The 22829-nt window shown below is 65.8% G+C and carries 23 protein-coding genes; 12 read left to right on the forward strand and 11 right to left on the reverse strand.

The features are described from left to right. Positions 1-138 precede the first annotated feature (138 nt). Positions 139-324, forward strand: coding sequence for a hypothetical protein (locus ACNJYD_RS34865; RefSeq protein ID WP_246708894.1), 186 nt, complete (start codon positions 139-141; stop codon positions 322-324). A 258-nt stretch (positions 325-582) separates the two neighbouring features. On the opposite strand, the gene ACNJYD_RS34870 is transcribed toward ACNJYD_RS34865, so the two are convergent. The 7 genes from ACNJYD_RS34870 to ACNJYD_RS34900 form a co-directional block, all read right to left on the reverse strand. Beyond that, positions 583-918 carry a GYD domain-containing protein gene (locus ACNJYD_RS34870; protein ID WP_172787163.1) on the reverse strand — a complete coding sequence of 112 codons (336 nt, stop codon included), beginning with the start codon at positions 916-918 and terminating at the stop codon, positions 583-585. A gap of 261 nt (positions 919-1179) precedes the next feature. Next, a complete protein-coding gene (gene lpxK / locus ACNJYD_RS34875) occupies positions 1180-2196 on the reverse strand; it encodes a tetraacyldisaccharide 4'-kinase (protein WP_439364682.1) in 1017 nt (338 codons plus the stop codon). Then, entirely contained in the window at positions 2189-3535 is a 1347-nt protein-coding gene (locus ACNJYD_RS34880) for a 3-deoxy-D-manno-octulosonic acid transferase (protein WP_439364683.1), read from the reverse strand. The genes lpxK and ACNJYD_RS34880 overlap by 8 nt, the downstream gene beginning before the upstream one ends. After that, positions 3498-4217 carry a lysophospholipid acyltransferase family protein gene (locus ACNJYD_RS34885; protein ID WP_439364684.1) on the reverse strand — a complete coding sequence of 240 codons (720 nt, stop codon included), beginning with the start codon at positions 4215-4217 and terminating at the stop codon, positions 3498-3500. Before ACNJYD_RS34885 ends, ACNJYD_RS34880 begins: the two co-directional genes overlap by 38 nt. After that, positions 4214-4456 (reverse strand): DUF4170 domain-containing protein, encoded by a 243-nt coding sequence (locus ACNJYD_RS34890; RefSeq protein WP_439364685.1) that lies wholly within the window; start codon positions 4454-4456, stop codon positions 4214-4216. Before ACNJYD_RS34890 ends, ACNJYD_RS34885 begins: the two co-directional genes overlap by 4 nt. 61 nt (positions 4457-4517) lie before the next feature. Next, the gene (locus ACNJYD_RS34895) at positions 4518-5324 is read right to left on the reverse strand and encodes a 3'(2'),5'-bisphosphate nucleotidase CysQ (RefSeq protein ID WP_172787158.1); all 807 of its coding nucleotides are present in this window, start codon (positions 5322-5324) and stop codon (positions 4518-4520) included. A 171-nt stretch (positions 5325-5495) separates the two neighbouring features. Beyond that, the gene (locus ACNJYD_RS34900; protein WP_212259329.1) at positions 5496-6887 is read right to left on the reverse strand and encodes a TldD/PmbA family protein; all 1392 of its coding nucleotides are present in this window, start codon (positions 6885-6887) and stop codon (positions 5496-5498) included. A 263-nt stretch (positions 6888-7150) separates the two neighbouring features. Here ACNJYD_RS34900 and ACNJYD_RS34905 point away from each other — a divergent pair, with 263 nt between their 5' ends. Beyond that, positions 7151-7669 carry a DUF6101 family protein gene (locus ACNJYD_RS34905; protein WP_212259328.1) on the forward strand — a complete coding sequence of 173 codons (519 nt, stop codon included), beginning with the start codon at positions 7151-7153 and terminating at the stop codon, positions 7667-7669. Between the two features lie 124 nt (positions 7670-7793). On the opposite strand, the gene ubiA is transcribed toward ACNJYD_RS34905, so the two are convergent. Both ubiA and ACNJYD_RS34915 read right to left on the reverse strand, forming a co-directional pair. Then, positions 7794-8756: a 4-hydroxybenzoate octaprenyltransferase gene (gene ubiA, locus ACNJYD_RS34910; RefSeq protein WP_439364686.1), complete on the reverse strand. Its 963-nt coding sequence runs from the start codon at positions 8754-8756 to the stop codon at positions 7794-7796. 143 nt (positions 8757-8899) lie between these two features. Next, positions 8900-9565, reverse strand: a complete 666-nt coding sequence (locus tag ACNJYD_RS34915) for a hypothetical protein (protein ID WP_212259326.1) — start codon at positions 9563-9565, stop codon at positions 8900-8902. Positions 9566-9775: 210 nt separating this feature from the next. On the opposite strand from ACNJYD_RS34915, the gene ACNJYD_RS34920 reads away from it, so the two are divergent. The 6 genes from ACNJYD_RS34920 to ACNJYD_RS34945 all read left to right on the forward strand — a co-directional run bounded on the left by ACNJYD_RS34920 (position 9776) and on the right by ACNJYD_RS34945 (position 15712). Beyond that, complete coding sequence (locus tag ACNJYD_RS34920; RefSeq protein WP_439364687.1) at positions 9776-10531, forward strand: 16S rRNA (uracil(1498)-N(3))-methyltransferase; 756 nt, start codon at positions 9776-9778, stop codon at positions 10529-10531. Between the two features lie 131 nt (positions 10532-10662). Continuing rightward, the gene (locus ACNJYD_RS34925; RefSeq protein ID WP_212259324.1) at positions 10663-11814 is read left to right on the forward strand and encodes an ATP phosphoribosyltransferase regulatory subunit; all 1152 of its coding nucleotides are present in this window, start codon (positions 10663-10665) and stop codon (positions 11812-11814) included. Positions 11815-11817: 3 nt separating this feature from the next. Further along, entirely contained in the window at positions 11818-12795 is a 978-nt protein-coding gene (gene hisG / locus ACNJYD_RS34930; protein ID WP_439364688.1) for an ATP phosphoribosyltransferase, read from the forward strand. Positions 12796-12892: 97 nt separating this feature from the next. Next, complete coding sequence (locus tag ACNJYD_RS34935; RefSeq protein WP_172787150.1) at positions 12893-13939, forward strand: glycosyltransferase family 2 protein; 1047 nt, start codon at positions 12893-12895, stop codon at positions 13937-13939. Beyond that, entirely contained in the window at positions 13936-14781 is an 846-nt protein-coding gene (locus ACNJYD_RS34940) for a ChbG/HpnK family deacetylase (RefSeq protein WP_439364689.1), read from the forward strand. Before ACNJYD_RS34935 ends, ACNJYD_RS34940 begins: the two co-directional genes overlap by 4 nt. A gap of 124 nt (positions 14782-14905) precedes the next feature. After that, complete coding sequence (locus ACNJYD_RS34945) at positions 14906-15712, forward strand: DUF2076 domain-containing protein (protein WP_439364690.1); 807 nt, start codon at positions 14906-14908, stop codon at positions 15710-15712. 648 nt (positions 15713-16360) lie between these two features. On the opposite strand, the gene ACNJYD_RS34950 is transcribed toward ACNJYD_RS34945, so the two are convergent. Further along, positions 16361-17176, reverse strand: a complete 816-nt coding sequence (locus ACNJYD_RS34950) for a L,D-transpeptidase family protein (RefSeq protein ID WP_260381023.1) — start codon at positions 17174-17176, stop codon at positions 16361-16363. Between the two features lie 316 nt (positions 17177-17492). Between ACNJYD_RS34950 and ACNJYD_RS34955 the strand changes: the two genes are divergently transcribed. Next, positions 17493-18278, forward strand: coding sequence for a protein phosphatase CheZ (locus ACNJYD_RS34955; protein WP_172787146.1), 786 nt, complete (start codon positions 17493-17495; stop codon positions 18276-18278). A gap of 167 nt (positions 18279-18445) precedes the next feature. Here ACNJYD_RS34955 and ACNJYD_RS34960 read toward each other — a convergent pair whose 3' ends face one another. After that, positions 18446-18967, reverse strand: a complete 522-nt coding sequence (locus ACNJYD_RS34960) for a hypothetical protein (protein ID WP_212259320.1) — start codon at positions 18965-18967, stop codon at positions 18446-18448. A 314-nt stretch (positions 18968-19281) separates the two neighbouring features. Between ACNJYD_RS34960 and ACNJYD_RS34965 the strand changes: the two genes are divergently transcribed. The 3 genes from ACNJYD_RS34965 to ACNJYD_RS34975 all read left to right on the forward strand — a co-directional run bounded on the left by ACNJYD_RS34965 (position 19282) and on the right by ACNJYD_RS34975 (position 22733). Next, the gene (locus ACNJYD_RS34965) at positions 19282-19578 is read left to right on the forward strand and encodes a co-chaperone GroES (RefSeq protein ID WP_025033779.1); all 297 of its coding nucleotides are present in this window, start codon (positions 19282-19284) and stop codon (positions 19576-19578) included. Positions 19579-19692: 114 nt separating this feature from the next. Beyond that, positions 19693-21324 carry a chaperonin GroEL gene (groL, locus tag ACNJYD_RS34970; protein WP_212259319.1) on the forward strand — a complete coding sequence of 544 codons (1632 nt, stop codon included), beginning with the start codon at positions 19693-19695 and terminating at the stop codon, positions 21322-21324. A 200-nt stretch (positions 21325-21524) separates the two neighbouring features. Continuing rightward, positions 21525-22733, forward strand: a complete 1209-nt coding sequence (locus tag ACNJYD_RS34975) for a hypothetical protein (RefSeq protein WP_439364691.1) — start codon at positions 21525-21527, stop codon at positions 22731-22733. Positions 22734-22829 lie beyond the last annotated feature (96 nt).

Consider the following 22829-nt stretch of genomic DNA (forward strand, 5'->3'; position numbering starts at 1 on the left):
ACCAAACAGCCATCGAGCATTGGAATTGGCGCGGTCTGTGAACGGGCTCATATCGAAGAGCCACCCGACGGGCTACCGATCACCTTGAAAATTCGCGGTGGAATATCTGTAATCCAAAGTCAATCGATGGGGGTGATCATGCCCGCCATTTTCGAACTGCTCTATCGTGAATATTGCCGCGCCCGTCTCGCTGAAATGCGCAAACAGCTTCTGATCGCAGCTGAGCGCGCAGAAGCTATCGCAGCAGATTATCATCCTGCGACGCAAGTGGACGACGAGACGACGGACGCATACAGCAAGTCCGGTCACGGCCTGCCGAATTGAAGCGGCTCCAAGACCGGCGATCACTCCCGCGTAGCAGTGACCAAGCAATTGGCAACAGTTTGGGAGACGGCAATGAATACACCCGAATGCTACACCGTCGTCGTGGCCTGCATGTCGTGCCTGACCATCATCGGATTGATGGCCGCCGGCGCGTGGTGAGCATGCCCCTTCGGCGCGTCGCAGACATGATTTCGGCTTTAAACATTAGTACAGCCGCCGCGTCGTCCGACAACGGCGGCTGCGCCCTGGGTCCGGAGATCAGCTGCCCGGCGGCGAATACGACGGACGCAGCTTCGCCGCGTTCTGGCGGACCTGCTTGATCTCGTCCTGCGTGAACAAACGAACCAGCTTCACGTTCTGCAGCGTACCGGCCGTCACGGTCAGGCCGGAAATGGCCGGAGCCGCGCTGGGATCAGGCACATCGAAAATCACGAGCACGCCGGGGCCGTCGGCCGCGACGCTGTACATCGAGACCAATTTTCCGCCGGCCGCTTCGATGAGCTTTCGAGCTGCCTCCTGGCGATTGGTCGTGGGATTCTCCAAAATGGCATTGAGAGCGCGTGGCGTGTATTGTCCGGTGAGGCAAAAATGCATGGCAAGTTCTCCTCTGAATTGTTGGCAATAATTCTCCGTGCCGTTGCGAACTGGTCGTTACGGCCGCTGCACCTGACATAATGAAGATTCATTGCCCGCCGTGGGCATCAACGCCGTCGATGATTCCCGGGACTTCGGCACGTCCCGGTGACGGCTCTCATGCAAGGCTACATCAACTGCCGAACGCGCGGAAGAAGATTCGCCAGCCACGACACTTCGCGTTTTGCGACTAGGGCAGAGACGTTGCCTCACGTTGCGAGATCAGCGCGCGCTGAACCTTCGCTCGCGCGCTCTGTACAGATGATCGCTGATCAATTGCCGCAGCTTTGCCGGGTCATCGAACTCGAGCTGGACGGCGAACGGCACGATGCCGTCAGGCACGCCTTCGCGGCCGCGCAAGCGTGCAAGATCCTTCTCCGTGGTCACCAGCGTGAGCTGCTCGCGCTGAGCGTCGGCTGCGAGCGCTGCGATCTCCTCCTGCGAAAACATGTGGTGGTCGGCGAAGGCGCGCGTGCGCGCCACCTCGACGCCGCTCGCACGCAGGGTGCGGAAGAAGCGCTCGGGATCGCCGATGCCGGCGAAGGCGAACACCCGCTTGCCGGAGAGCTGCGCGAGCGAGGCCGCGTCCGGCTTCAGGCGCGCACGCAGCTCGGGCTTGTTCCGCTTCGCGATCTCCGCCGCGACATCGTTGGCGGCATTGCCGTCGCCGATCAGCACCAGCGCGTCGGTGCGCGCGAGCTGCACCTCGAGCGGTGCGCGCAGGGGGCCCGCGGGAAACACCTTGCCGTTGCCGAGGCCGCGCTCGCCGTCGATCACGATCAGCGAGGCGTCCTTGAACAGAGCAGGGTTCTGGAAGCCGTCATCCATCAGGATCACGGTCGCGCCTTGCGACTTCGCCAGCGCGACGCCGTCGAGGCGGTCGCGCGCGACCGCCACCGGCACGTCGCGCGACATCATCAAGGGCTCGTCGCCGACGTCGGACGCATCGTGGCGCGCGCGGTCGACCATGACAGGACCCTTCAGGCGCCCGCCATAGCCGCGGCTGAGCACGACAGGCGTCTCGCCGAGCTCGCGCAGGAGCTTCGTCAGCGCCAGCACGGTCGGCGTCTTGCCGGCACCGCCGACATGGTAGTTGCCGACGCAGATCACGGGGATCCCGGCGTCAAAGCCCTGGCGCAGCATGCGCCGTGCGGTGATCGCGCCGTAGAGCGCACCGAGCGGCCATAGCGCATACGATTGAAGGGAGCGTGGCCGGTACCAAAAGGCCGGCTCACGCATTGGCGGCCCCCATCTCGATCCGCAACTGCAACAGATAGGGCTCGAGCGCGGTCATGGTGCGATCGAGCGCACCGCCAAGCTGCTCGACCACGCCCGTGCCTGCGCGCTGCATCTTGTCGCGCGTGGTGGGATCGGCCAGCAGCTGGCCGAGCTGCTTGACCAGCGCTTCCTGCGTGTCGGCCTGCCGCGCCCCACCGCTCGTATCGAGCGCCTCATAGACGTCGGCAAAGTTGAACACGTGCGGACCGTGGACGATCGCGGCGCCCAACTTGATCGCCTCGATCGGATTCTGCCCGCCATGGTGGATCAGCGATCCGCCCATGAAGACAATTTCCGAGAGCCGATAGAACAGGCCGAGTTCGCCCATCGTGTCGGCGACATAGACGTCGGTCGTAGCCGTCGGCAGCTCCTCGCGCGAGCGCAAGCTGGGCTTCAGCCCGGACGCGGTGACCAGGCCTGCGATCGAGGAGCCGCGATCCGGATGCCGCGGCACGATCACGGTGAGAAGCTGCGGAAAGAAGCCGACCAGGCTGCGATGCGCCGCGATCAGCATCTCGTCCTCGCCCGGATGGGTCGAGGCCGCAACGATGATCGGACGCCCACGCGTCATGGCCATCAGCCGTTCGAGCTTGGCGGGATCGGCCGGCGGCGCCGGCACGTCGAGCTTGAGATTCCCCGTCGTGACGACGTCGCGGCCGCCGAGCGCGGCAAAGCGCTCGGCGTCGGTCTTCGACTGCGCAAGACAGATGTCGAACCGCGACAGCAGCGCCGAGATGGTGCCGTGCATGCGCCGCCAGCGCGGGAACGAACGCGGCGACATCCGTCCGTTGATCAGCACCATCGGCACCCGCCGCGCCGCGCCGGCGAGGATCAGGTTCGGCCACAGATCGGATTCGATGAACAGCGCCAGCGACGGCTTCCAATGATCCAGGAAGCGCGCGACGTAGCGCGGCGAGTCATACGGCACGTATTGATGGATGACGTCGGGCGGAAAGCGTTTGGCGACGACCGCCGCCGAGGTGACCGTGCCCGAGGTGAGCAGGATGCGCAGATTGAGCTCGCGCAGGCGCTCGATCAGCGCCGCCGAGGCCAGCACCTCGCCGACGCTGGCGCCGTGGATCCAGACCAGCGGGCCATGCGGACGCACGTCGCGGGACAGGCCGCGCCGCTCGCCGACGCGCGCAGGATCCTCCTTGCCCTGCTTCAGCCGCCGCTTGATCAGCGCAGGCGCGAGCGGCACCAGGCCGGCGGCCAGGCGCCGGTACATCCGCAGCGTGATCGGCAGCGCAATGGGCAACGACTTAGGCATCTTCCGGTCCCGGACGGCCGAGCTGCGCATAGGCGCGCCGGGTCGCCTCGTTCAACGTGTCCTCCAGCTCCTGCCGCAACGTCTCCATCATGGCGGCGTCGGCATCTGCGGGAACGTGGATTTCCTTGATGCCGACCAATGCGCCCCGCCCGAATGGCAAATTGATGGTGGTGCGGTCCCAGTTCTTGAGCCGGACGAAGCGGCTGGTCGCCATCGCGAAAGGCATGATCGGCCGTCCCGATTCCCGTGCCAGCATGATAATGCCAAGCCCCGCCACGCGCGAGCGCTTGGGGACGTCGGCGGTCAGCGCGACATTACAACCGGCTTGGAGCGTCCGCACCATTTCCTTGAAGGCGCCGACGCCACCTTTACGGTGAAACGCGCCGCCATGGTCGCCGGAACCGCGGATCGTGCCGATCCCAAGCCGCTCGGCGGCGATCGCATTGAACTCGCCGTCGCGGTGCCGGGAGATCAGTACCTTGGCCCGATAAGAGGCCTTGTTCTGGTTCTTGATGAAGGGCGTCAGGAAATGCTGGCCGTGCCAGAACGCGAAGATCGCAGGGAGCTGCGGCTCGACGCGCTCATAGATGTCGGGCGGATCGATCGAGAAGGTGTTGGTCCGCCAGACCAGACGCAGATATTCGGCCGCCAGGACCCCGACGGCACGCTGAAACCAGCTGCTTCGCAGCGTATTGCGAAGCAGTTTTTTCAACGCACCGGTTCTTGATTCGGATCGAGCAGCCGATGCAGGTGTACGATGAAGTAGCGCATCTGCGCGTTGTCGACCGTGCTCTGCGCCTTGGCCCGCCAGGCGGCGTGGGCGCTGGCATAGTTAGGATAGAGGCCGACGATGTCGACCTCGTCCAGGTTCTTGAAGGTGTTGTGCTCGAGATCGACGAGCTCGCCGCCGATGACGAGATGGAGCAGTTGTTGCGGGGCATTATCTGGCATGAGTTCTGTTCCTAACGGGCTGCCCGGCAAAGCAGTGTTCGAGAAGCACGACGAAAGCGCCTTAGGCTAAGGGACGGTTGCGAAAATGCGCGACAATGCCCGCATGACGATCGCGTCCCGCTGCCACCAGCACTCCGTGCGCCACTTCCCGGCGGTTATAGAGGATGGGTTCTCCGGAGAGGTCGCTCATCCTACCATCCGCTTCCTGCACGATCAAATCGGCCGCCGCAAGGTCCCAATCATGGCTGTTGCCGCCCGCAAAGGCCGCATCCAGCGCACCATGGGCGACCCTGCACAGCCGCAGCGCCAGCGAGCCGATCCGCCGATGCAGCTTGATCTCGCCGAGGGACGGCTTCAGCCGCTCGACCAGCGGCTTCGGGCCGGCGACGCGGGCGAAGTCGAGCTCGGATCCGCGCGTCGCGCGCACCGGCTTGTCGTTGAGCGTCGTGCCCTGGCCGCGCGTTGCGAAGAAGAACTCGTCGGTAGCAGGGGCGAACACGGCGGCAAGCACCGGCGAAGCGTCCTCAACCAGCGCCACGCTGACGCACCATTCGTCGTGGCCGCCGAGATAATTGCGGGTGCCGTCGATGGGATCGACGATCCAGGTCAGCCGCCGCGACAGCCGCGCCGCATCGTCGGCGCTCTCCTCGGACAGCCAGCCATAATCGGGCGTCGCAGCGCGCAGGCGCGCTTCGAGCAGATCGTTGACCGCGATGTCGGCCTCCGAGACCGGCGAGGACGCGCCCTTGGTCCACTTCCGCAGCTCGGTGCGGAACATCGACTGCGCCAGCGCGCCCGCCTCCCGCACCGTGTCCTTCAGCAGCGCCGCGTCGCGGGTCAGGATCGTGTCGTCGAGAGCAGCTGCCATCGGGTTCAATCGCGCGGCGCGGCGAGAACACCTCTCCCCATCGGGGAGAGGTCGATTTGCGCAGCAAATCGGGTGAGGGGCCTCAGGTCACACGAGAGAGCGGTCCCCTCACCCGCGCCTCCGGCGCGACCTCTCCCTACGGGAGAGGTGAGCCAAGCTGCAACAGCTCGATCAGCGTCCGCCAAGCGTCAAACCCTCGATGCGCACCGTCGGCGCATTGACGCCGTAGCGGAATTCGAGATTGTTCGCCGGCTGCATCGACTTGAAGATTTCGAACAGGTGCCCGGCGATCGTCACTTCGCTGACGGGATAGGTGATCTCGCCGTTCTCGATCCAGAAGCCGGAGGCGCCGCGGCTGTAATCGCCGGTGACGCCGTTGACCCCGGAGCCGATCAGATCGGTGACGTAGAAGCCCTGCTTGATGTCGGCGATCAGCTCGGCCGGCGTTGGCGTGCCGGGCTCGAGATGCAGATTGTACGGCCCGGGCGAAGGCGAGGAAGACACGCCGCGATGGGCGTGACCGGTGGTGGTGAGGCCGAGCTCGCGCGCGGTGGCGCAATCGAGCAGCCAGGTCGTCAGCACGCCGTCGTCGACCAGCGCGGTCCGCTTCACCGCGACGCCTTCGGCGTCGAAGGTCTGCGAGCGCAGGCCGCGCTTGCGCAAGGGATCGTCGATGATGCGGATGTTTTTCGCAAACAGCTGCTGGCCGAGCTTGTCCTTCAGGAAGCTGGTCTTGCGCGCGATCGAGGCGCCGTTGATGGCGCCGACGAGATGGCCGACGAGCGAGCCGGCGACGCGCGGATCGAACACCACCGGCACCTTGCAGGTCTCGACCTTGCGCGGATTGTAGCGCGCCACGGTGCGCTCACCGGCGGAACGGCCGACGACCTCCGGCGACAGCAGATCGGCGCCATGCGGCGCCGAGGTGAAGTCGTAGTCGCGCTCCATGCTGGTGCCATCGCCCGAGATGGCGGTGGCGGAAATGCCCTGGCTGGAGCGCAGGTAGGAGCCGTGGAAGCCGGTCGAGGTGACGAGCACCATGCCGCCGATGCCGGCGGAGGCCGAGGCGCCGCCGGACTTGGTCACGCCCTTGACGCCGAGTGCCGCAGCTTCGGCCGCGAGCGCGCGACGCTCGAGCTCGGCGGTCGTGGGCACGGCGGGATCGAGCAGGTCGAGATCGGGGAAGTCGCGCGCGAGCAGCGCAGGATCGGCGAGGCCGACAAATTTGTCGTCGGGCGCGACGCGCGCCATCGCGACCGCGCGCTCGGCGAGCTTGGTGACGGCATCGCCGCTGACATCGTTGGTCGAGACCACCGCCTGGCGCTGGCCGACCAGCACGCGCAGGCCGACATCGTCGCCCTCCGACCGCTCGGATTCCTCCACGCGCCCGTCGCGGACCTCGACGCCTTGCGAGACGCCGCGCACCGCGACCGCATCGGCCGCATCGGCGCCGGCGCGCCTGGCTGCCTCGACCAGCCGCTGCGCGAGATCGGAGAGCGCGGACTGATCGAGCAGGTCGCGATTGGCGGTAGTCGAAAGCGTCGAGCTTGGTGAAGAGTTCACGAACGAAATCCTGTTGGGGCGGGGTTCGGGACCGGAACCCACAGATGTGCCCTGATAGCGCGGACTTCAAGCATTTTCAGCCCGCCAAAAGCTCAGATTCGCGACGTCGGCGCAACGTCTCGTCAATCATGCGCGCCAAGGTCTTGTCAATCATGAGGTGCAGTGACGGTGGGTTAACCAGCCTTTTTAAGCGGTTTCGGACCGCCGCGCGCTAAGGTCCTCGCATCGACCGGGAACATAATCCCGGCGGGGAGAACGAAGCCGTGAGGCGTCAAACAGCAACATGCGGGGCTAACCCCGCCGGGTCGAGCCGCTCGTTGCGGCTCGACCCTCTTTCCCTTCCGGTCCGCTTCGATGCGCATGACCCGCGCGCCGACGGACATGTCAGGCAGATCGAGCTTCATCGCGAGCGCGTCGTGCTGCGCCGTGCCGTGCGCGGCATGCAGATGGCGATCAACGTGCGCGTCGCCGACTTCACCGGCGTTGCCTTGCGCGGCAATGACGAGGCGCAGACGCTCGTTCTCGTGCACCGCGATCCCTCGCTGTCCATCCCGCTGCTGATCGGCACTGACGCGGACGAGATCGCGCAGGCCTGGACGATCTGGAGCGAGATCTTCGCGCTGCCGCAGCTCGACGAGGGCGCCCGCAAGCCCGCACCGCGCCGCCGCCGCGCCAACGCAATCCGCGCCCGCCGTCCGAAATTCTTGATGCGCCGGCGCACCGCCATGGCGCGCGAGCTACTGGTTCACCGCGACGAGCGCGAGATCATCGCGAGGAATTAATGGTGCCGTAGGGTGGGCAAAGCGACTTGTCCGCCGTAGCTCGAAGAGCGAAGGCGGAAGCGTGCCCACCGCTTTGTCAATCATTGAGAGATCGTGGGCACGGCGCAAGCGCCTTTGCCCAACCCTACGAGAGCTGCGCTCGCATCATCGCGTCCGCGAGCAATCCCGCAAACAGCAGCAGACCCGCATGCTTGTTCGACTTGAACAGGCGAAGGCACAGCCCGGGATCGTCGATCTTCAGCCGCACGATCTGCAAGGCCAGATGCGCTGCGAAGGCGGCAAGCCCGAGCCAGGCCGGCCAGCGCGCTTCGCCAGATGCCAGCGCGACGCCGATCAACATCACCGCGAGCCCGTAGAACAGCACCAGCGCCTGGCGCGTATGCGCACCGAACAGGCGCGCAGTCGACTTGATGCCGATCAGCGCATCGTCCTCGGCGTCCTGATGCGCATAGATCGTGTCATAGCCGATCACCCAGGAAATCGCGCCGGCATAGAGCACGAGCGCGGTGACATCGATGCGGCCGAAGGTGACGGCAAAGCCCATCAAGGCGCCCCAGGAGAAGGCGAGCCCGAGCACGATCTGCGGCCACCAGGTGATGCGCTTCATGAAGGGATAGATCGCAACGATCAGGAGCGAGGCGATGCCCGTTGCGATCGCGAAGCGGTTGAACTGCAGCAGCACCACGAGACCGACCAGCGCCTGCGCGATCATGAAGACCAGCGCCTGCCTGGTGGTCACCTGCCCGGACGGCAGCGGCCGCGAGCGCGTACGCTCGACCTTGTCGTCGAGGTCGCGGTCGGTGATGTCGTTCCAGGTGCAGCCGGCCCCGCGCATCACGAAGGCGCCGATGAAGAACAGCACGATGGTGAGCGGCAGACCACGCACGTCATGCGCCATGCCGGCGGCCAGCGCCGCCGACCACCAGCATGGCATCAAGAGAAGCCAGGAGCCGATCGGGCGATCGAAGCGGGACAGGCGCAGGTAAGGCCGCGCCCAATGCGGCGCGAGCGTATCGACCCAGTTGCCGGTGGAATCGGCAACACGGGCGGATGTGCTAGTGCCCAGTTTTCGAAGTTCGTATTCCATCGCGGCGTATTCCGGTACGAACTTCGAAAACTACAAGGGCACAAGCCAGAAAATTATAAATTCACGTGCCGCTTATCGATTTGAAGTTCCTATGAGGATCTCGCGGCGAGCACCGTAGGAACTTCAAATCGGCGGCACGTGTATCATCGGGTCAGGACGTTGCCGTTGAGCGTATCGAAGGTGCTGCCGCCCTTCTTGCCGGCATTGGCCTCGGGCGCCGAGCCCGAGCCCAGCACCTCGCTCAGCGACGGACCGGCCGGACCGCGCGGCTGATTCTGCATCTGCTGCGCGACGTTGCAGACCTTGGTCTGCATGGCCTCGGTGTTCTTGTGGCCTTCCTTCATTTGCGCGCCGATCTGCGGCGGGATTCCGCACTTCGAGGCATTGGCCTCGATGTACTTGATCATCTTCAACTCGGCCTGGCTGAAGTTGCGGATCAGCTTGCAGGCCTCGTCCGGCTGCGCATGACGGTCGCTCGCGGCCTTGATCAGCTTGCCGCGCTTCTCGGCCTCTTCGCGCAGGGGCATGAACGCCTTCATGCAGTCCTCACCGGGACCGGCCTGCGTCGGCGGAGCCGCGCTGAAGCCGCCGGCGCCGCCGCCGACCGGGGCAGCGCCGTTGACGGGAAAGGACGATTGCGGCGCGCTCCCCATCGACGCGGTGGGCGCCGAGCCGTTCACGGGCGGAAACGGCGAGCTGTTCGAAGCCTGGTTGGGCAGTGGCGCCGGGAAGGCGCTTTGCGCACAAGCGCCGGCGGCACTCATGGCGACCATGGCGGCAGCGAGCGGAACCATCAAATGACGGATCATCAAGACAGTCTCTCCGGCAGGAGCTTACGGGGTTCAGGGCTTCCCAATTGAAGCGTGACCAGCGTGTTCGCGTTTTTACGATTCCCGCCGGCGCTTAACAACCCGTGGAATAGGGCGAGAGCGCGGCGCTGGGACGCACCAGATTGGCAATATTTACCCCGGAATGGCGCCTTTCGGTTAAGAACAGCCGGTAACCGGACCCCCAAAGCGATGCCTTCCCACGATTTTCGCGCCCCGCGCCTGTTCGTCGATGCCCCCCTGGCCCAGGACGCCAGGGTGCCGCTCGACCGCGACCAGAGCAACTATCTCGGCAATGTGCTGCGGCTCGGCGCCGGAGCCGAGGTCCTGGCCTTCAACGGCCGGGATGGCGAGTGGCAGGCCGCCATCGAAGGCCGCAAGCGGCCGGACGGCCTCGTGATCCTCCAGCAGACCCGGCCCCAGGACCGGCTCGCCGACCTCACCTACGTGTTCGCCCCGCTCAAGCATGCCCGGCTGGATTACATGGTGCAGAAGGCCATCGAGATGGGCGCCGCGGCCCTGCAGCCCGTCCTGACCCGGTTCACCCAGGCCTCACGGGTCAATACCGAGCGGATGCGCGCCAATGTGGTCGAGGCGGCCGAGCAATGCGGCATCCTCAGCATCGCCAGCGTGGCCGAGCCGGTGCCGCTGGAGCGCTTCTTGAGCCAGCGTCCCGCCGATCGCCTGCTGATCTTCTGCGACGAGGCAGCGGAGGTCCAGGATCCGATTCAGAGCCTGCAAGGCGCGCGCGAGGCCAGGCACGGGATCGACCTGCTGATCGGCCCGGAGGGCGGTTTTGCCGAGGAAGAGCGGGCGCTGCTGCTGCGCCAGCCCAAGATCCTGCGGCTGGCGCTCGGCCCCCGCATCATGCGGGCGGACACCGCCGCCGTCGCCGCCCTGGCGCTGGTGCAGGCGGTGCTGGGCGATTGGGGCGGCAAGAGCACCTGATCCTGCGCATTGCCCACCCGTTAAGCGATTGATCCTTTGGAGGTCGAAACCGCTGTCGGGCCATGCTAAGGCCTGCGCCAATTCGCCTCCCCTTGCCCTGCCCGGTTCCGCCGGGACGATGGACTCCTGAGATGACCGCGACTGCCACCTCAAATGCTGCCGGCTCCGCCGCCTGGGCGGATACGCTGCTCTTGTCGTTCGCGCAGGCCGGCTATGTCAGGGCCGAGCCCGCCATCCTGCAGCCGGCCGAGCCGTTCCTGGACCTCTCCGGCGAGGACATCCGCAAGAGCCTGTACCTGACCACCGACCTCTCCGGCGAGGAGCTCTGCCTGCGCCCGGACCTGACCATTCCTGTCGCGCGCGACTATCTCGCCTCAGGCCGGGCCGGCCAGCCAGCGGGGTTCAGCTATCTCGGTCCGGTGTTCCGCTACCGCAGCGGCCAGGCCAGCGAATTCCTCCAGGCCGGCATCGAATCATTCGCCCGTCAGGACCGCGCCGCGGCCGATGCCGAGATGCTGGCGCTGGCGCTGGAGGCGACGGCCGCCTTCGGCGTCCGCGATGTCGAGATCCGCACCGGCGATGTTGCCTTGTTCAATGCGCTGCTCGACGCGCTCAACCTCTATCCGGTCTGGCGCCGCCGCCTGGTCAAGGATTTCAACCGCAAGATCAGCCTGGAGCAGGATCTGGAGCGGCTGGCGGCCGCGACCACCGCGACGCGCAGCGAATATGAGGGCGTGCTGGCGGCCCTTGCCGGCTCCGACCGCAAGGCGGCGCTCGCCTTCGTCACCGATCTGATGTCGATCGCCGGCACCACCAATGTCGGCGGCCGCACCACGGCCGAGATCGCCGATCGCTTCCTCGAGCAATCGACGCTGAAGGGCGGCGCGCTGCCGCGCGAGGCGATCGCCGTGCTCAAGCGTTTCCTGTCGATTTCGGGCAATCCCGACGATGCCATCGCCGAGCTGCGCGCACTCACGACGGACGCGAAGCTCGATCTCGCTTCCGCGATCGATCAGTTCGAGAGCCGGGTCGGCTTCATGGCCGCGCGCGGCATCGATGTGAAGCAGACCCGCTTCTCGACCGCGTTCGGACGCGGGCTCGACTATTACACCGGCTTCGAATTCGAGCTGCACCACAGGGGCAACGGCGCCGAGCCGCTGGTCGCCGGCGGCCGCTACGACGGGCTGATGACCCAGCTCGGCTCGGCCGCGCCGATCCCGGCCGTCGGCTTCTCGGTCTGGGTGGACACGCTGAACCGGATCGGCCGCAAGGTGGGAGCTTAAGTCATGAGCGCGCCATTCGTTCTGGCCGTTCCCTCCAAGGGCCGCCTGCAGGAAAACGCCGAAGCCTTCTTCGCCCGGGCCGGCCTCAAGCTGTCAAAGGCCGGGGGCGCCCGCGACTATCGCGGCACCATCGCAGGGCTAGACAATGTCGAGGTCGCCTATCTCTCGGCGAGCGAGATCGCCGCGCAATTGTCCCGCGGTTTTGCCCATCTCGGCGTCACTGGCGAAGATCTCGTGCGCGAGAACATCGCCGATGCCGACAAGCGCGTATCGCTGATCGAGGGGCTCGGCTTCGGCTATGCCGACGTCGTCGTCGCGGTACCGCAAGCCTGGATCGACGTCCGTACCATGGCCGACCTCGACGACGTCACCACCGGCTTCCGCGAGCAGCATCACATGCGGATGCGGGTCGCGACCAAGTTCGTCAACCTCACCCGCGGTTTCTTCCAGGCTCACGGCATCACCGACTACCGCATCGTCGAAAGCGCAGGCGCCACCGAGGGCGCGCCGGCGGCCGGCAGCGCCGAGCTGATCGTCGACATCACCACGACCGGCGCGACGCTCGCCGCCAACGGCCTGCGGGTGCTCGACGACGGCGTGATCCTGCGCAGCCAGGCCAATCTGGTGGCCGCCAAGGAGGCCGACTGGTCGCCGCAGGCGCGCGAGACGGCGCGTGTCATCCTCGACCACATCGCAGCCCGAGCGCGGGCCAACAAGTACCGCGAGGTCCGCACCCGCTTCCGGCAATGCGATGCCGCCCTGCTCGGCGAAGCCCACAGCCGGTTCGGCGTGGAAGCGCCGTTCGGCGGCCCGACCTCGTCAGGCATGCTGACGCTGCACTGCCCACCGGGGCAGCTCTACGCGCTGGCGAGCTTCCTGCGCGAGCATGGCGCCGAGACCGTCTCGGTGGTCTCGCTCGACTACGTGTTCGACCGGGAGAACCCGCTGTTCGCCAAGCTCGAAGCTTTCTTGCGGCGGTGAGCCCGACGTTTTGAGCAGCTCCGTTCAGCGTAGCGACAGCAAACGGCTGCTACCATATGCTGTTGAGAAGACCTAAACGCCTCTGGAACCTTGATCGATGACGCTGGGCTCTGACGTTTCCGGCATGACGACCACCGCAGCCAACGCCGCAGCGAAGGGGCTGTCGATCGTCATCCCCGTCTATAACGAGGCGGCGGGCCTATCGGCCCTGCACCAGCGCATCTGCGATCTCGCCAGGACCCTGCGCCAGCGCTATCGGCTGTCTTGCGAGGTCGTTTATGTCGACGACGGCAGCAAGGATGCGACGCTGTCGATCGCGCGGTCATTGCCGGCCGACGCAATCGACGTTCAGGTGGTGTCGCTGTCGCGCAATTTCGGCAAGGAGGCCGCGCTGATGGCGGGCCTGGACCATGCCCGCCTCGGCGCCGTCATGTTCATGGACGGCGACGGCCAGCATCCGCCGGCGCTCGTCGAACAGCTGGTGCGGCACTGGATCGATGACGGCTATGACGTCGTCTACACCGCGAAAGCGCATCGCGACAACGAGCCATTCCTGCGCCGGGTCGCGGTGCACGGCTTTTACGCGCTGATCAATTGGGGTGCCCGCCAGAAGATTCCGGAGGACGCCGGGGATTTCCGCCTGCTGTCGCCGCGCGCGGTCGCTGCGCTGAGGCAGCTGCCGGAACGCAACCGGTTCTTCAAGGGCCTCGCCAGCTGGATCGGCTTCCGCCAGATCCGCGTCGACTACGAGCCCGCAGCGCGCGCCCATGGCGTCACCACCTTCAACGCCGCGAGCCTGCTCGGCCTCTCGATCGAGGGTCTGACGTCGTTCTCGGTGGCTCCGTTGCGCTTCGCCAGCCTGTTCGGCGTCATTCTCGCCGGCGGTGCCTTCCTGTTCGGGCTGTCCATCCTCTGGGAGGTCTGGACCACAGGCAAACAGGTCCCGGGCTATCCCTCGCTCGTGGTCGGCCTGATGACGATCGGCGGCGTGCAGCTCATCATGATCGGCATCGTCGGCGAATACATCGGAAAGATCCTTTCCGAGCTGAAGGCCCGTCCGATCTACTTCGTCGCCGAGCACAGCGAGAAGCATTTCGAAGCCGGCAAGGCCGATGAGGCCGCGAGCAGGACGGCAGCCGAATGAGCGTGGCCGCGAGGGCGCGGCGGATCTGGCTCTGCGCCGACGATTACGGCATCAGCCCGGGGGTCAACCGCGCCATCCGCGACCTGATCGAACGCGGCCGCCTCAACGCCACCTCGGTGATGATGGTGGGGCCCGCGATCGCGCGCGGCGACGTCGAGGCGCTTCAGGCTTCGGCAACGCAAAGCCCGCGATGCGCGATCGGATTGCACGTGACGCTGTCGGCGCCGTTCCGGCCGCTCACCATGCATTTCCGCCCGCTCGACGGCGACATGTTCTTCGCCTTTCCCAAGCTGCTGCGCGCCGGACTGATGCGGCGGCTCGACCGTGAATTCATCCGCAACGAAGTGAAGGCGCAGCTGGCCGCCTTCATGGACGCGTTCGGACGCGCCCCCGACTTCGTCGACGGTCACCAGCATGTGCAGCTCTTCCCGCAGGTGCGCGACGGCTTCGTCGATGCGGTGGCCGAGGCTGCGCCAAAGGCCTGGGTGCGCCAGGGCGGCCGCGACCTGCCGCTTCGGCAGCGGCTGGCCTCACCGAAAGCCCTGGTGCTCGATGGTCTCAGCGCGCAATTCCGCCGCCGCGCCGGCAGTGCCGGCCTCAGCTTCAACCCCGGCTTCGCCGGCGCCTATGATTTCACGCGCGCCGCCGATTTCGGCGCCTTGATGCGGCAATTCCTGGAAGGCCTCCCCGACGGCGGCCTCGTGATGTGCCATCCCGGCTTCGTCGACGATGTCCTCACCGGCCTTGATCCGATGACCGACGTCCGCGAGCGCGAGCACGCCTATCTCGCGGGCGATGCCTTCGCGCGCCTGCTGGCGGACAGCAACGTGACACTGGGATGAACGGCGAAAAGCGCGCCAGAGGCAGCTTGTCGCATACCGAAATTTAATCCGGCCGGCACTGTTGGGGCCATATTGGAACCCTACATCTCCTTTCGCGCTTGGTTTGGCGCGAAGGAGACAGATCATGACGCCGCAGGAACGCCAGCTCGTCGACGACCTTTTCGACCGGCTTTCAAAGCTGGAAAATGCACCGCGCGATCCCGATGCGATCGCCGCGATCTCCGACGGCCTGCGCAAGGCGCCCGGCGCCATCTACGCGCTGGTGCAGACCACGCTGGTCCAGGACGAAGCGCTGAAGCGCGCCAATGCCCGCATCCAGGAGCTGGAAGCGGCCCATGCGCCCGAGCAGGCGCAGTCCGGCGGCTTCCTCGACACCATGCGCGACACCCTGTTCGGCTCGAGCCCCTCGCGCGGCTCGGTTCCGAATGTGCCGCCGCGTGAGCAGCGGCCGACGTGGAACAGCGGCCAGGCGATGCAGCAGGCCCAACCTGGCTACGGCGCTCCTCCGCCTTACGGACAGGCCTATGGCCAGGGTCAGGGCTATGGCGCTCCGCCGGTCGGCGGTGGGGGCGGCTCGTTCCTGGGCACGGCGGCGGCAGCCGCGGCGGGCGTCGTCGGCGGCTCCCTGCTGCTCTCGAGCATCCGCGGCATGATGGGCGGATCGCACCAGCAGGCTTTTGGCGACACCAACGCGCTCGGCGACCGCAGCCCCTGGAGCGGCGGCGATCAGTCCGGCGGCTCGCTCGCGCGCGATGCCGGCCTCGACGACGTCGGCTCAAACCGGGAGTCCCGCCACGGCTTCTTCGACCAGGCGTCAAACGACCGCGACAACAACGACCAGAACTACGGCGACGATCGCGACGATAGCTTCGACACGGCCGAAAACAGCGACTTCGGCGGCGATGACGACGGCGGCAGCGATTACGCGTAGGCCATTCGACCGACAGATGTGAAACGGCCGCCTCCGGGCGGCCGATTTCTTTTCAAGCAGGGCTCAACGCGCGCTGCTCTGCACCACAGGCGCCAAGACGCCATTCGATATAATATGACTAGTGCATGCGTTGTCGGACAGGACCATGCAGAACGTCACGACGTGCGTCTGACTTCACCATACAGAGCGAAATCGTCCTCCGACACACGCTGCCGTAGACTCCCGGATTTCCAAATTTGGACATGGGTGTTCAACTGGAAGAACACGTTGCTTATGCCACACGCCGTGGCTGCCTCTCTTGGCTACAGTCGGGAGTTTTGAGAATGAGCCCACTTCAACAGCGCATCGCGAACCTGAGCGACGTCACAACCCATCTCATCACCGAATTGTACGAGTTGGAGGGACTGCACGAGCGCCTCAGGAAGGCCGAGCTGTCGGTGCGGCGGTTGAAGCGCTTTGCTCGCGCCCCGCATTCGGCTACATCAACTCGCCGTCGCCGCTCCGCTGTCCCTCGTCCTAGGTCGAGGCAACGTCAGTAGACGTGACCATTCAGGCAGGCGTTCGGCGGCAGCAGCGCCCCCTTCGATGCCCCGCAGGTCGAGCCGACGCGGCACGCGGATCCGATCGCTCCATCGATCGCATGACCCTTCACATCACGACGACCTTGGTGCCGACATTGACGCGGCCGTAGAGGTCGATGACGTCCTCGTTGCGCATGCGGATGCAGCCGGAGGAGACGTTGGTGCCGATGGTCCAGGGCTCATTGGAGCCGTGGATGCGATAGAGCGTCGATCCCAGATACATCGCGCGGGCACCGAGCGGATTTTCCGGGCCGCCTTCCATGTGCCTGGGCAGATCGGGCCGGCGCGCGAGCATTTCCGCCGGCGGCGTCCAGTCCGGCCATTCGCGCTTGGCGGTGATCGATTTCACGCCGGACCAGGTGAAGCCGGGACGACCGACGCCGATGCCGTAGCGCAGTGCCCGGCCGTTGCCCTCGACGAGATAGAGGAACTTGTTCGGCGTATCGACCACGATCGTGCCGGCACTTTCCTTGCCGCTATAGTCAACGAGCTGTTTCTCGAATCTCGGATCGAACGGACGCTGCCGCGGATCGACCGCCTCCTGCTGGAGAGACGCGCCCTGCTGATAGCCGCCCTGCATCTGCGGCTCGCCCATCGGCGGCAGGCGCCGCGGATCGTAATAGCCGGGCTGCTGCTGATACACCGGCTGCTCCGGCGCGTAGGCCGGGCCGCGGCCGGGGCCATCGCCGAACAGGAATTCGATGAAGCCGCCGCCCATGTTGGAATTGGACGCGACGCGCACCGGCGCCGGCGGCACGCGCGGCTGGTAGAGCACCGCAGGCGGATCGTTCGGCACGCTGTTGTCGAAAGCGCTGGCATCGTTCGCGCCGGCCATGAAGGTGCAAGCGCTGCCGAGCAGCGCGACAGACATTTTCTTGAACATCGACGTACTCTGTACTGTTTCGTCTAGATCACATGCGTCGTGGAGAGCCGGTGGCTGATCCGCGCCCTTCGACGTGGTCAATAAAAAGCAAAAGCCGTTTTGTTTGGTAAACGGAAAGCGCGTTTCGATTCACCACGTCGCGAGCGCCCCGGCAATTTGGCGATCAGCGTTTATTTTCGATGAACGCAGCGCGGCCATGGTTAATCGCTTCTTTGCACCGCGTCGCGCGACGCCGCACAACAGTTCCGGTTGTGAACTTCGTGTTAAATCGCTTCTGCCTACAAAGACGCGTGAGTGAGGTGGGGGGAGTATCCTGATGGCTGTTCACCGCAAGCGTTTTCGCGTCGAGGATATCGCCGGTGGCGAGATGCCGATTTTGGACGTAACCGAAGAGGCAATCCCGATGCATAGCGAGATCATGGCCGAGCTGCGCGCGATCCGCGCCCAGATGGCGAAGGGCATCGTCGCGGCCCCGCTGTCCGGCAGCGCTGCCATGGCGGCGATCGACGCCTCCACGGCCCACGAGCTGTCCGAAGCGCGCACCATGCTCGAGACCTACCGGGCGCAGATCGAGCAGTGCGAGAAGCTGAAGGTGGAGCTCGACCTCATCCACGACGCCATCGACCGCACCAAGCGCGAGATCGCGACGCTGCACGGCAAGAGCTTCGACGGCGGCGAGATGGCCAAGGTCAATGGCGAGCTCGGCGCGGTGGTCGGCGGCACCGAGCAGGCGACTCAGCAGATCCTCGAAGCCGCGGAATCGATCGACCAGGCCGCCAGCGCGATGTCCAAGGTGGACTCGGTCGATCAGCAGAAGCGCCTTGCCGACGACATCCAGGAACGCGTCATCTCGATCTTCGAAGCCTGCAACTTCCAGGACCTGACCGGCCAGCGCATCAGCAAGGTCATGACCACGATGAAGTTCATCGAGCAGCACATCAATGCGATGATGGAGATCTGGGGCGGCGTCGACGCGATCAAGTCCCATGTGCCGGCGCCGGTCGACAGCCGCAGCGAGGACGAGAAGCTCCTCAACGGCCCCAAGCTCGCCGGCGACGTCGGCCACGCCTCGCAGGACGACATCGACGCGCTGTTCGACTGAACGGGGGCGATATAGAAATAACAAAGCGCCGGCCTTGGGGGCCGGCGTTTTTTGTTTTTCGTCATTGCGAGGAGCGAAGCGACGAAGCGATCCAGGCTGTCTCCCAGGAGGCAGTCTGGATTGCTTCGCTCCGCTCGCAATGACGAGACGTTAGGCCAAGGGCTGCCTCACGCCCTCGGCGCGCAGCGGACGTAGACCATGTTGCCGTAGCGGGTAGCGGCGTCCTTGTCGATGAAGCGGGTGATCATGACGCGACCGTCGAAGGAGACGATCTCGCGATCCTGCTCGCCGGGGGTCGGGCCGGCCGGTCCGATGTAATTCTTGCCGCTCGGCGAGCCCTTCAGCCGCAGCTCCTGCGGCGTCGCCTGGTCGGCGAGATGCATGATCACGCCGCCGGAGGAGCCGGCGGTGATCACGTAGGGATTCTTGCATTGCTCGCGCGCCATCTTCTCGGTACGGGCGCGGTCGGCCGGGTTCTGGAACGAGGCGAGGCCCCAGCGGCCGACGATCTCGTCGCCGCGGATGGTGGCCGGCATTTCGGGCGCAACGCCCGGTTCGGCCTCGGGCGGCGGCGAGGACGACGTGAGGGACGGCAGGCTGAAGCCGCCGCCGCAGGCGCCCAGCAGCAGCGCCAGACAAGAGGCGGCCGCCAGATTGGCAACCGTGCGCGCGTGAGCCGAACTGATCATGGCATTCCCCCGAACAAGACCATGGCCGCACCCCTCGAGCAGCCAAGCGCAAAATCGCTGCCGGAGCAATGACGTCGTTCTCTAAGCCGGCGCCCCGAGCGAGTTTCCAATGCCACCATCCTATATCCGCCTCAACAACCGCTTAACCACCTTTGCTTGACAGGATCGCGGCCAAGCCATATTTCCGGACCCACTATTAGCACTCGGAAAGCCCGATTGCTAAGCGCGCCGTTCGATCCTCGACGAGAGGGTGGACGGAAGCGCCGCCCCACCGACCCCACTACTTCCGAAGCGAGCCTCCAAAGGGAAACGTCATGGCTAAATCCAAATTTCGTCCGCTGCATGACCGTGTCGTGGTCAAACGTATCGACGCCGAGGAAAAGACCAAGGGCGGCATCATCATTCCGGACACCGCCAAGGAAAAGCCGTCCCAGGGCGAGGTCGTCGCCGTCGGCCCCGGCGGCCGCGACGAGACCGGCAAGCTGATCCCGATCGACCTCAAGGTCGGCGACCGCGTGCTGTTCGGCAAGTGGTCGGGCACCGAGGTCAAGATCGACAACGAAGAGCTCCTGATCATGAAGGAGTCGGACATCATGGGCGTGCTGGCCTAAGGCCATCCGCCTGAACGGCCGCTGAATGTCATGCCCGGATCCAGGCGATCCGGGCATCCATCATTCCGCCGCGACTAGACAAGACACATCACGTAACACGAGGGATTGCAGACCATGGCTGCCAAAGACGTCAAGTTTTCCGGAGACGCGCGCGATCGCATGCTGCGCGGCGTCGACGTTCTCGCCAACGCCGTCAAGGTGACGCTCGGCCCGAAGGGCCGCAACGTCGTCATCGAGAAGAGCTTCGGCGCCCCCCGCATCACCAAGGACGGCGTCACCGTCGCCAAGGAGATCGAGCTCGAGGACAAGTTCGAGAACATGGGCGCCCAGATGGTGCGTGAGGTCGCCTCCAAGACCAACGACCTCGCCGGCGACGGCACCACCACCGCGACCGTGCTGGCCCAGGCGATCGTGCGCGAAGGCGCCAAGGCCGTCGCCGCCGGCATGAACCCGATGGACCTCAAGCGCGGCATCGACACCGCGGTGGCCGCCGTCATCAAGGACATCGAGAAGCGCGCCAAGCCGGTCGCCGCCTCCTCCGAGGTCGCCCAGGTCGGCACCATCTCCGCCAACGGCGATGCCGCCATCGGCAAGATGATCGCCCAGGCGATGCAGAAGGTCGGCAACGAGGGCGTCATCACCGTCGAGGAGAACAAGTCGCTCGAGACCGAGGTTGACATCGTCGAGGGCATGAAGTTCGACCGCGGCTATCTCAGCCCCTACTTCGTCACCAACGCCGAGAAGATGACCGCCGAGCTCGAGGACGCCTACATCCTCCTGCACGAGAAGAAGCTCTCGGGCCTGCAGGCCATGCTGCCGGTGCTGGAAGCCGTGGTGCAGTCGGGCAAGCCGCTCGTCATCATCGCCGAGGACGTCGAGGGCGAGGCGCTGGCCACCCTGGTCGTCAACCGCCTGCGCGGTGGCCTCAAGGTCGCTGCCGTCAAGGCGCCGGGATTCGGCGACCGCCGCAAGGCCATGCTGGAGGACATCGCGATCCTGACCGGCGGCCAGCTGATCTCCGAGGAGCTCGGCATCAAGCTCGAGAACGTCACGGTGAAGATGCTCGGTCGCGCCAAGAAGGTGGTGATCGACAAGGAGAACACCACGATCGTCAACGGCGCCGGCAAGAAGCCCGACATCGAGGCCCGCGTCGGCCAGATCAAGGCCCAGATCGAGGAGACCACCTCGGACTACGACCGCGAGAAGCTGCAGGAGCGCCTCGCCAAGCTCGCCGGCGGCGTCGCGGTGATCCGCGTCGGCGGCGCCACCGAGATCGAGGTCAAGGAGAAGAAGGACCGGGTCGAGGACGCGCTCAACGCCACCCGCGCCGCGGTGCAGGAAGGCATCGTCCCCGGCGGCGGCGTCGCGCTGCTCCGCGCCAAGAAGGCGGTCGGCCGTCTCACCAACGCCAATGACGACGTCCAGGCCGGCATCAACATCGTGCTGAAGGCGCTGGAAGCCCCGATCCGCCAGATCTCCGAGAACGCCGGCGTGGAAGGCTCGATCGTGGTCGGCAGGATCCTGGAGAACAAGTCCGAGACCTTCGGCTTCGACGCCCAGAACGAGGACTATGTCGACATGGTCGAGAAGGGCATCATCGATCCCGCCAAGGTGGTGCGCACCGCGCTGCAGGACGCCTCCTCCGTGGCCGGCCTCTTGGTGACCACCGAAGCCATGGTCGCCGAGCTGCCGAAGAAGGAAGCTCCGCCCGCCATGCCCCCCGGCGGCGGCATGGGCGGCTTCTAAGCCTCCGTTCCGTGACAGAGTTGCGAAGGCCGCCTCCGGGCGGCCTTCTTTTTTGCCGATCCTGCCTGTTTCGCTTTCCGATTCAACCAGCGGCCAAAACCCACTACGGTGGCGCGCCGATTCGATTGTTTGGGCATGATCCTCTCGGAAAACCGCTTCACACTTTTCCGGATCATGCCCGTTGCGCGAGGATGTCATCAATGCGTGCGCTTCTGGTCTGTTCGACGGCCGTTCTGGCGGCCCTGCTCGCCGTTCCGCCGCAGGCGTCCGCCCAGATGAAGCTGTCACCGAAGGCGACCTCGCCGGGCGGAACCGAGACGCGCTATTTCACCTCGATCGACGGGCTGATGGACGGCAATGCCGACGTGATCCTGAAGGAGACGCGCCAGGGCAAGACGGTGACCGCGGCGGTGCTCGACGTCTGCTACCCCATCGCGAAGAATTCCGACCGCAAGGACCGCTTCGTCGTCAACCTCCAGGTCGCGGGCCAGACGCTGACGGGAACGACGCAAAGCGTCGGCGAGAAGTCGCCGGTCAGCGTCAAGCTGACGCGCAAGCAGTCCGGCGACATGTTCGAATTCCGCGGCCAGATCGCAATCGGCCAGGCGGTGACCGAGGTCACCTCGCCGGACAATTCCGATCTCAGCGAAAAGGAATTCCTGGACAGTCAGACCTCAGACGACGGCATCACGCCGCAGCCGAAGGATTTCACCGACGTCTCGCCGGAAGCGATCGCGGTCAAGGTCAAGCTCGACGCGGCGACCGACTTCCTGAAGAGCCTGAAGGGCCAGGAGGTCGAGGTGACGCTGGCGAGCCTCAATGTCGGTTGCGACGCGCTGCGCGCGGGCGAGCAGACCATCACCATGTCGGTCGACCCGGAGCGCGCCGGCGCGCTGCTGGCGAAATTCAAGGCGATGCCCGGCGTCACCGCCGCAGGCTGGACGGCGGGCATGACCGAGATGGACCGCACCATCCGCTTCGCTGCGGCGGACTGGCGCGAGGGCGACAAGATCAACAAGGGCAAGCTGGCAACGGCGGTCGCGAACGTGCTGAGCAGGACGCTCGCGGCAAAGCCGGTCTCGCAGAACTTCAACCCCGCCACCGGCAAGCTCAAGCTGGTGTTCAAGCGGCCGAACCAGGATTTCCCGGCGCTCGAGCTCACCGACACGATCGAGGTCGCAGGGCTGGTCTCGCCCGACAAGCCGGGCACCACCGACAAGCTCATGCTCTGGATCGGCAGCCCGGCGACGACGACGGCCGACGAGGGCAGCGGGGCCAGGCTCAATCTGTCGGACGACGCTTCGGCCGACGAGGAAGGTGATCTGCCCGACGACAACGGCTCGATCGAGGCGCTCGTCAAGGAGCTGAAGGGTCAGCGCTGGGACGCCGACAAGTCGGTGTGGAAGTGAGCCAGTCACGAACTCCGCTGTCATCGCCCGCGAAGGCGGGCGATCCAGTACTCCGGAGACTGTACTGATTGAATCGATAGGTCGCGGCGTACTGGA

The organism is Bradyrhizobium sp. SPXBL-02 (genome assembly GCF_051853065.1).
GTDB lineage: Bacteria > Pseudomonadota > Alphaproteobacteria > Rhizobiales > Xanthobacteraceae > Bradyrhizobium.

What these genes read in the sequence shown, in the direction of transcription:
- ACNJYD_RS34865 (WP_246708894.1), top strand. Translation starts at nt 139, where the DNA reads ATGCCCGCCATTTTCGAACTGCTCTATCGTGAATATTGCCGCGCCCGT.
- ACNJYD_RS34870 (WP_172787163.1), bottom strand. Translation starts at nt 918, where the DNA reads ATGCATTTTTGCCTCACCGGACAATACACGCCACGCGCTCTCAATGCC.
- lpxK (WP_439364682.1), bottom strand. Translation starts at nt 2,196, where the DNA reads ATGCGTGAGCCGGCCTTTTGGTACCGGCCACGCTCCCTTCAATCGTAT.
- ACNJYD_RS34880 (WP_439364683.1), bottom strand. Translation starts at nt 3,535, where the DNA reads ATGCGCAGCTCGGCCGTCCGGGACCGGAAGATGCCTAAGTCGTTGCCC.
- ACNJYD_RS34890 (WP_439364685.1), bottom strand. Translation starts at nt 4,456, where the DNA reads ATGCCAGATAATGCCCCGCAACAACTGCTCCATCTCGTCATCGGCGGC.
- ACNJYD_RS34895 (WP_172787158.1), bottom strand. Translation starts at nt 5,324, where the DNA reads ATGGCAGCTGCTCTCGACGACACGATCCTGACCCGCGACGCGGCGCTG.
- ubiA (WP_439364686.1), bottom strand. Translation starts at nt 8,756, where the DNA reads ATGGAATACGAACTTCGAAAACTGGGCACTAGCACATCCGCCCGTGTT.
- ACNJYD_RS34915 (WP_212259326.1), bottom strand. Translation starts at nt 9,565, where the DNA reads ATGATCCGTCATTTGATGGTTCCGCTCGCTGCCGCCATGGTCGCCATG.
- ACNJYD_RS34920 (WP_439364687.1), top strand. Translation starts at nt 9,776, where the DNA reads ATGCCTTCCCACGATTTTCGCGCCCCGCGCCTGTTCGTCGATGCCCCC.
- ACNJYD_RS34925 (WP_212259324.1), top strand. Translation starts at nt 10,663, where the DNA reads ATGACCGCGACTGCCACCTCAAATGCTGCCGGCTCCGCCGCCTGGGCG.
- hisG (WP_439364688.1), top strand. Translation starts at nt 11,818, where the DNA reads ATGAGCGCGCCATTCGTTCTGGCCGTTCCCTCCAAGGGCCGCCTGCAG.
- ACNJYD_RS34935 (WP_172787150.1), top strand. Translation starts at nt 12,893, where the DNA reads ATGACGCTGGGCTCTGACGTTTCCGGCATGACGACCACCGCAGCCAAC.
- ACNJYD_RS34940 (WP_439364689.1), top strand. Translation starts at nt 13,936, where the DNA reads ATGAGCGTGGCCGCGAGGGCGCGGCGGATCTGGCTCTGCGCCGACGAT.
- ACNJYD_RS34945 (WP_439364690.1), top strand. Translation starts at nt 14,906, where the DNA reads ATGACGCCGCAGGAACGCCAGCTCGTCGACGACCTTTTCGACCGGCTT.
- ACNJYD_RS34950 (WP_260381023.1), bottom strand. Translation starts at nt 17,176, where the DNA reads ATGTTCAAGAAAATGTCTGTCGCGCTGCTCGGCAGCGCTTGCACCTTC.
- ACNJYD_RS34955 (WP_172787146.1), top strand. Translation starts at nt 17,493, where the DNA reads ATGGCTGTTCACCGCAAGCGTTTTCGCGTCGAGGATATCGCCGGTGGC.
- ACNJYD_RS34960 (WP_212259320.1), bottom strand. Translation starts at nt 18,967, where the DNA reads ATGATCAGTTCGGCTCACGCGCGCACGGTTGCCAATCTGGCGGCCGCC.
- ACNJYD_RS34965 (WP_025033779.1), top strand. Translation starts at nt 19,282, where the DNA reads ATGGCTAAATCCAAATTTCGTCCGCTGCATGACCGTGTCGTGGTCAAA.
- groL (WP_212259319.1), top strand. Translation starts at nt 19,693, where the DNA reads ATGGCTGCCAAAGACGTCAAGTTTTCCGGAGACGCGCGCGATCGCATG.
- ACNJYD_RS34975 (WP_439364691.1), top strand. Translation starts at nt 21,525, where the DNA reads ATGCGTGCGCTTCTGGTCTGTTCGACGGCCGTTCTGGCGGCCCTGCTC.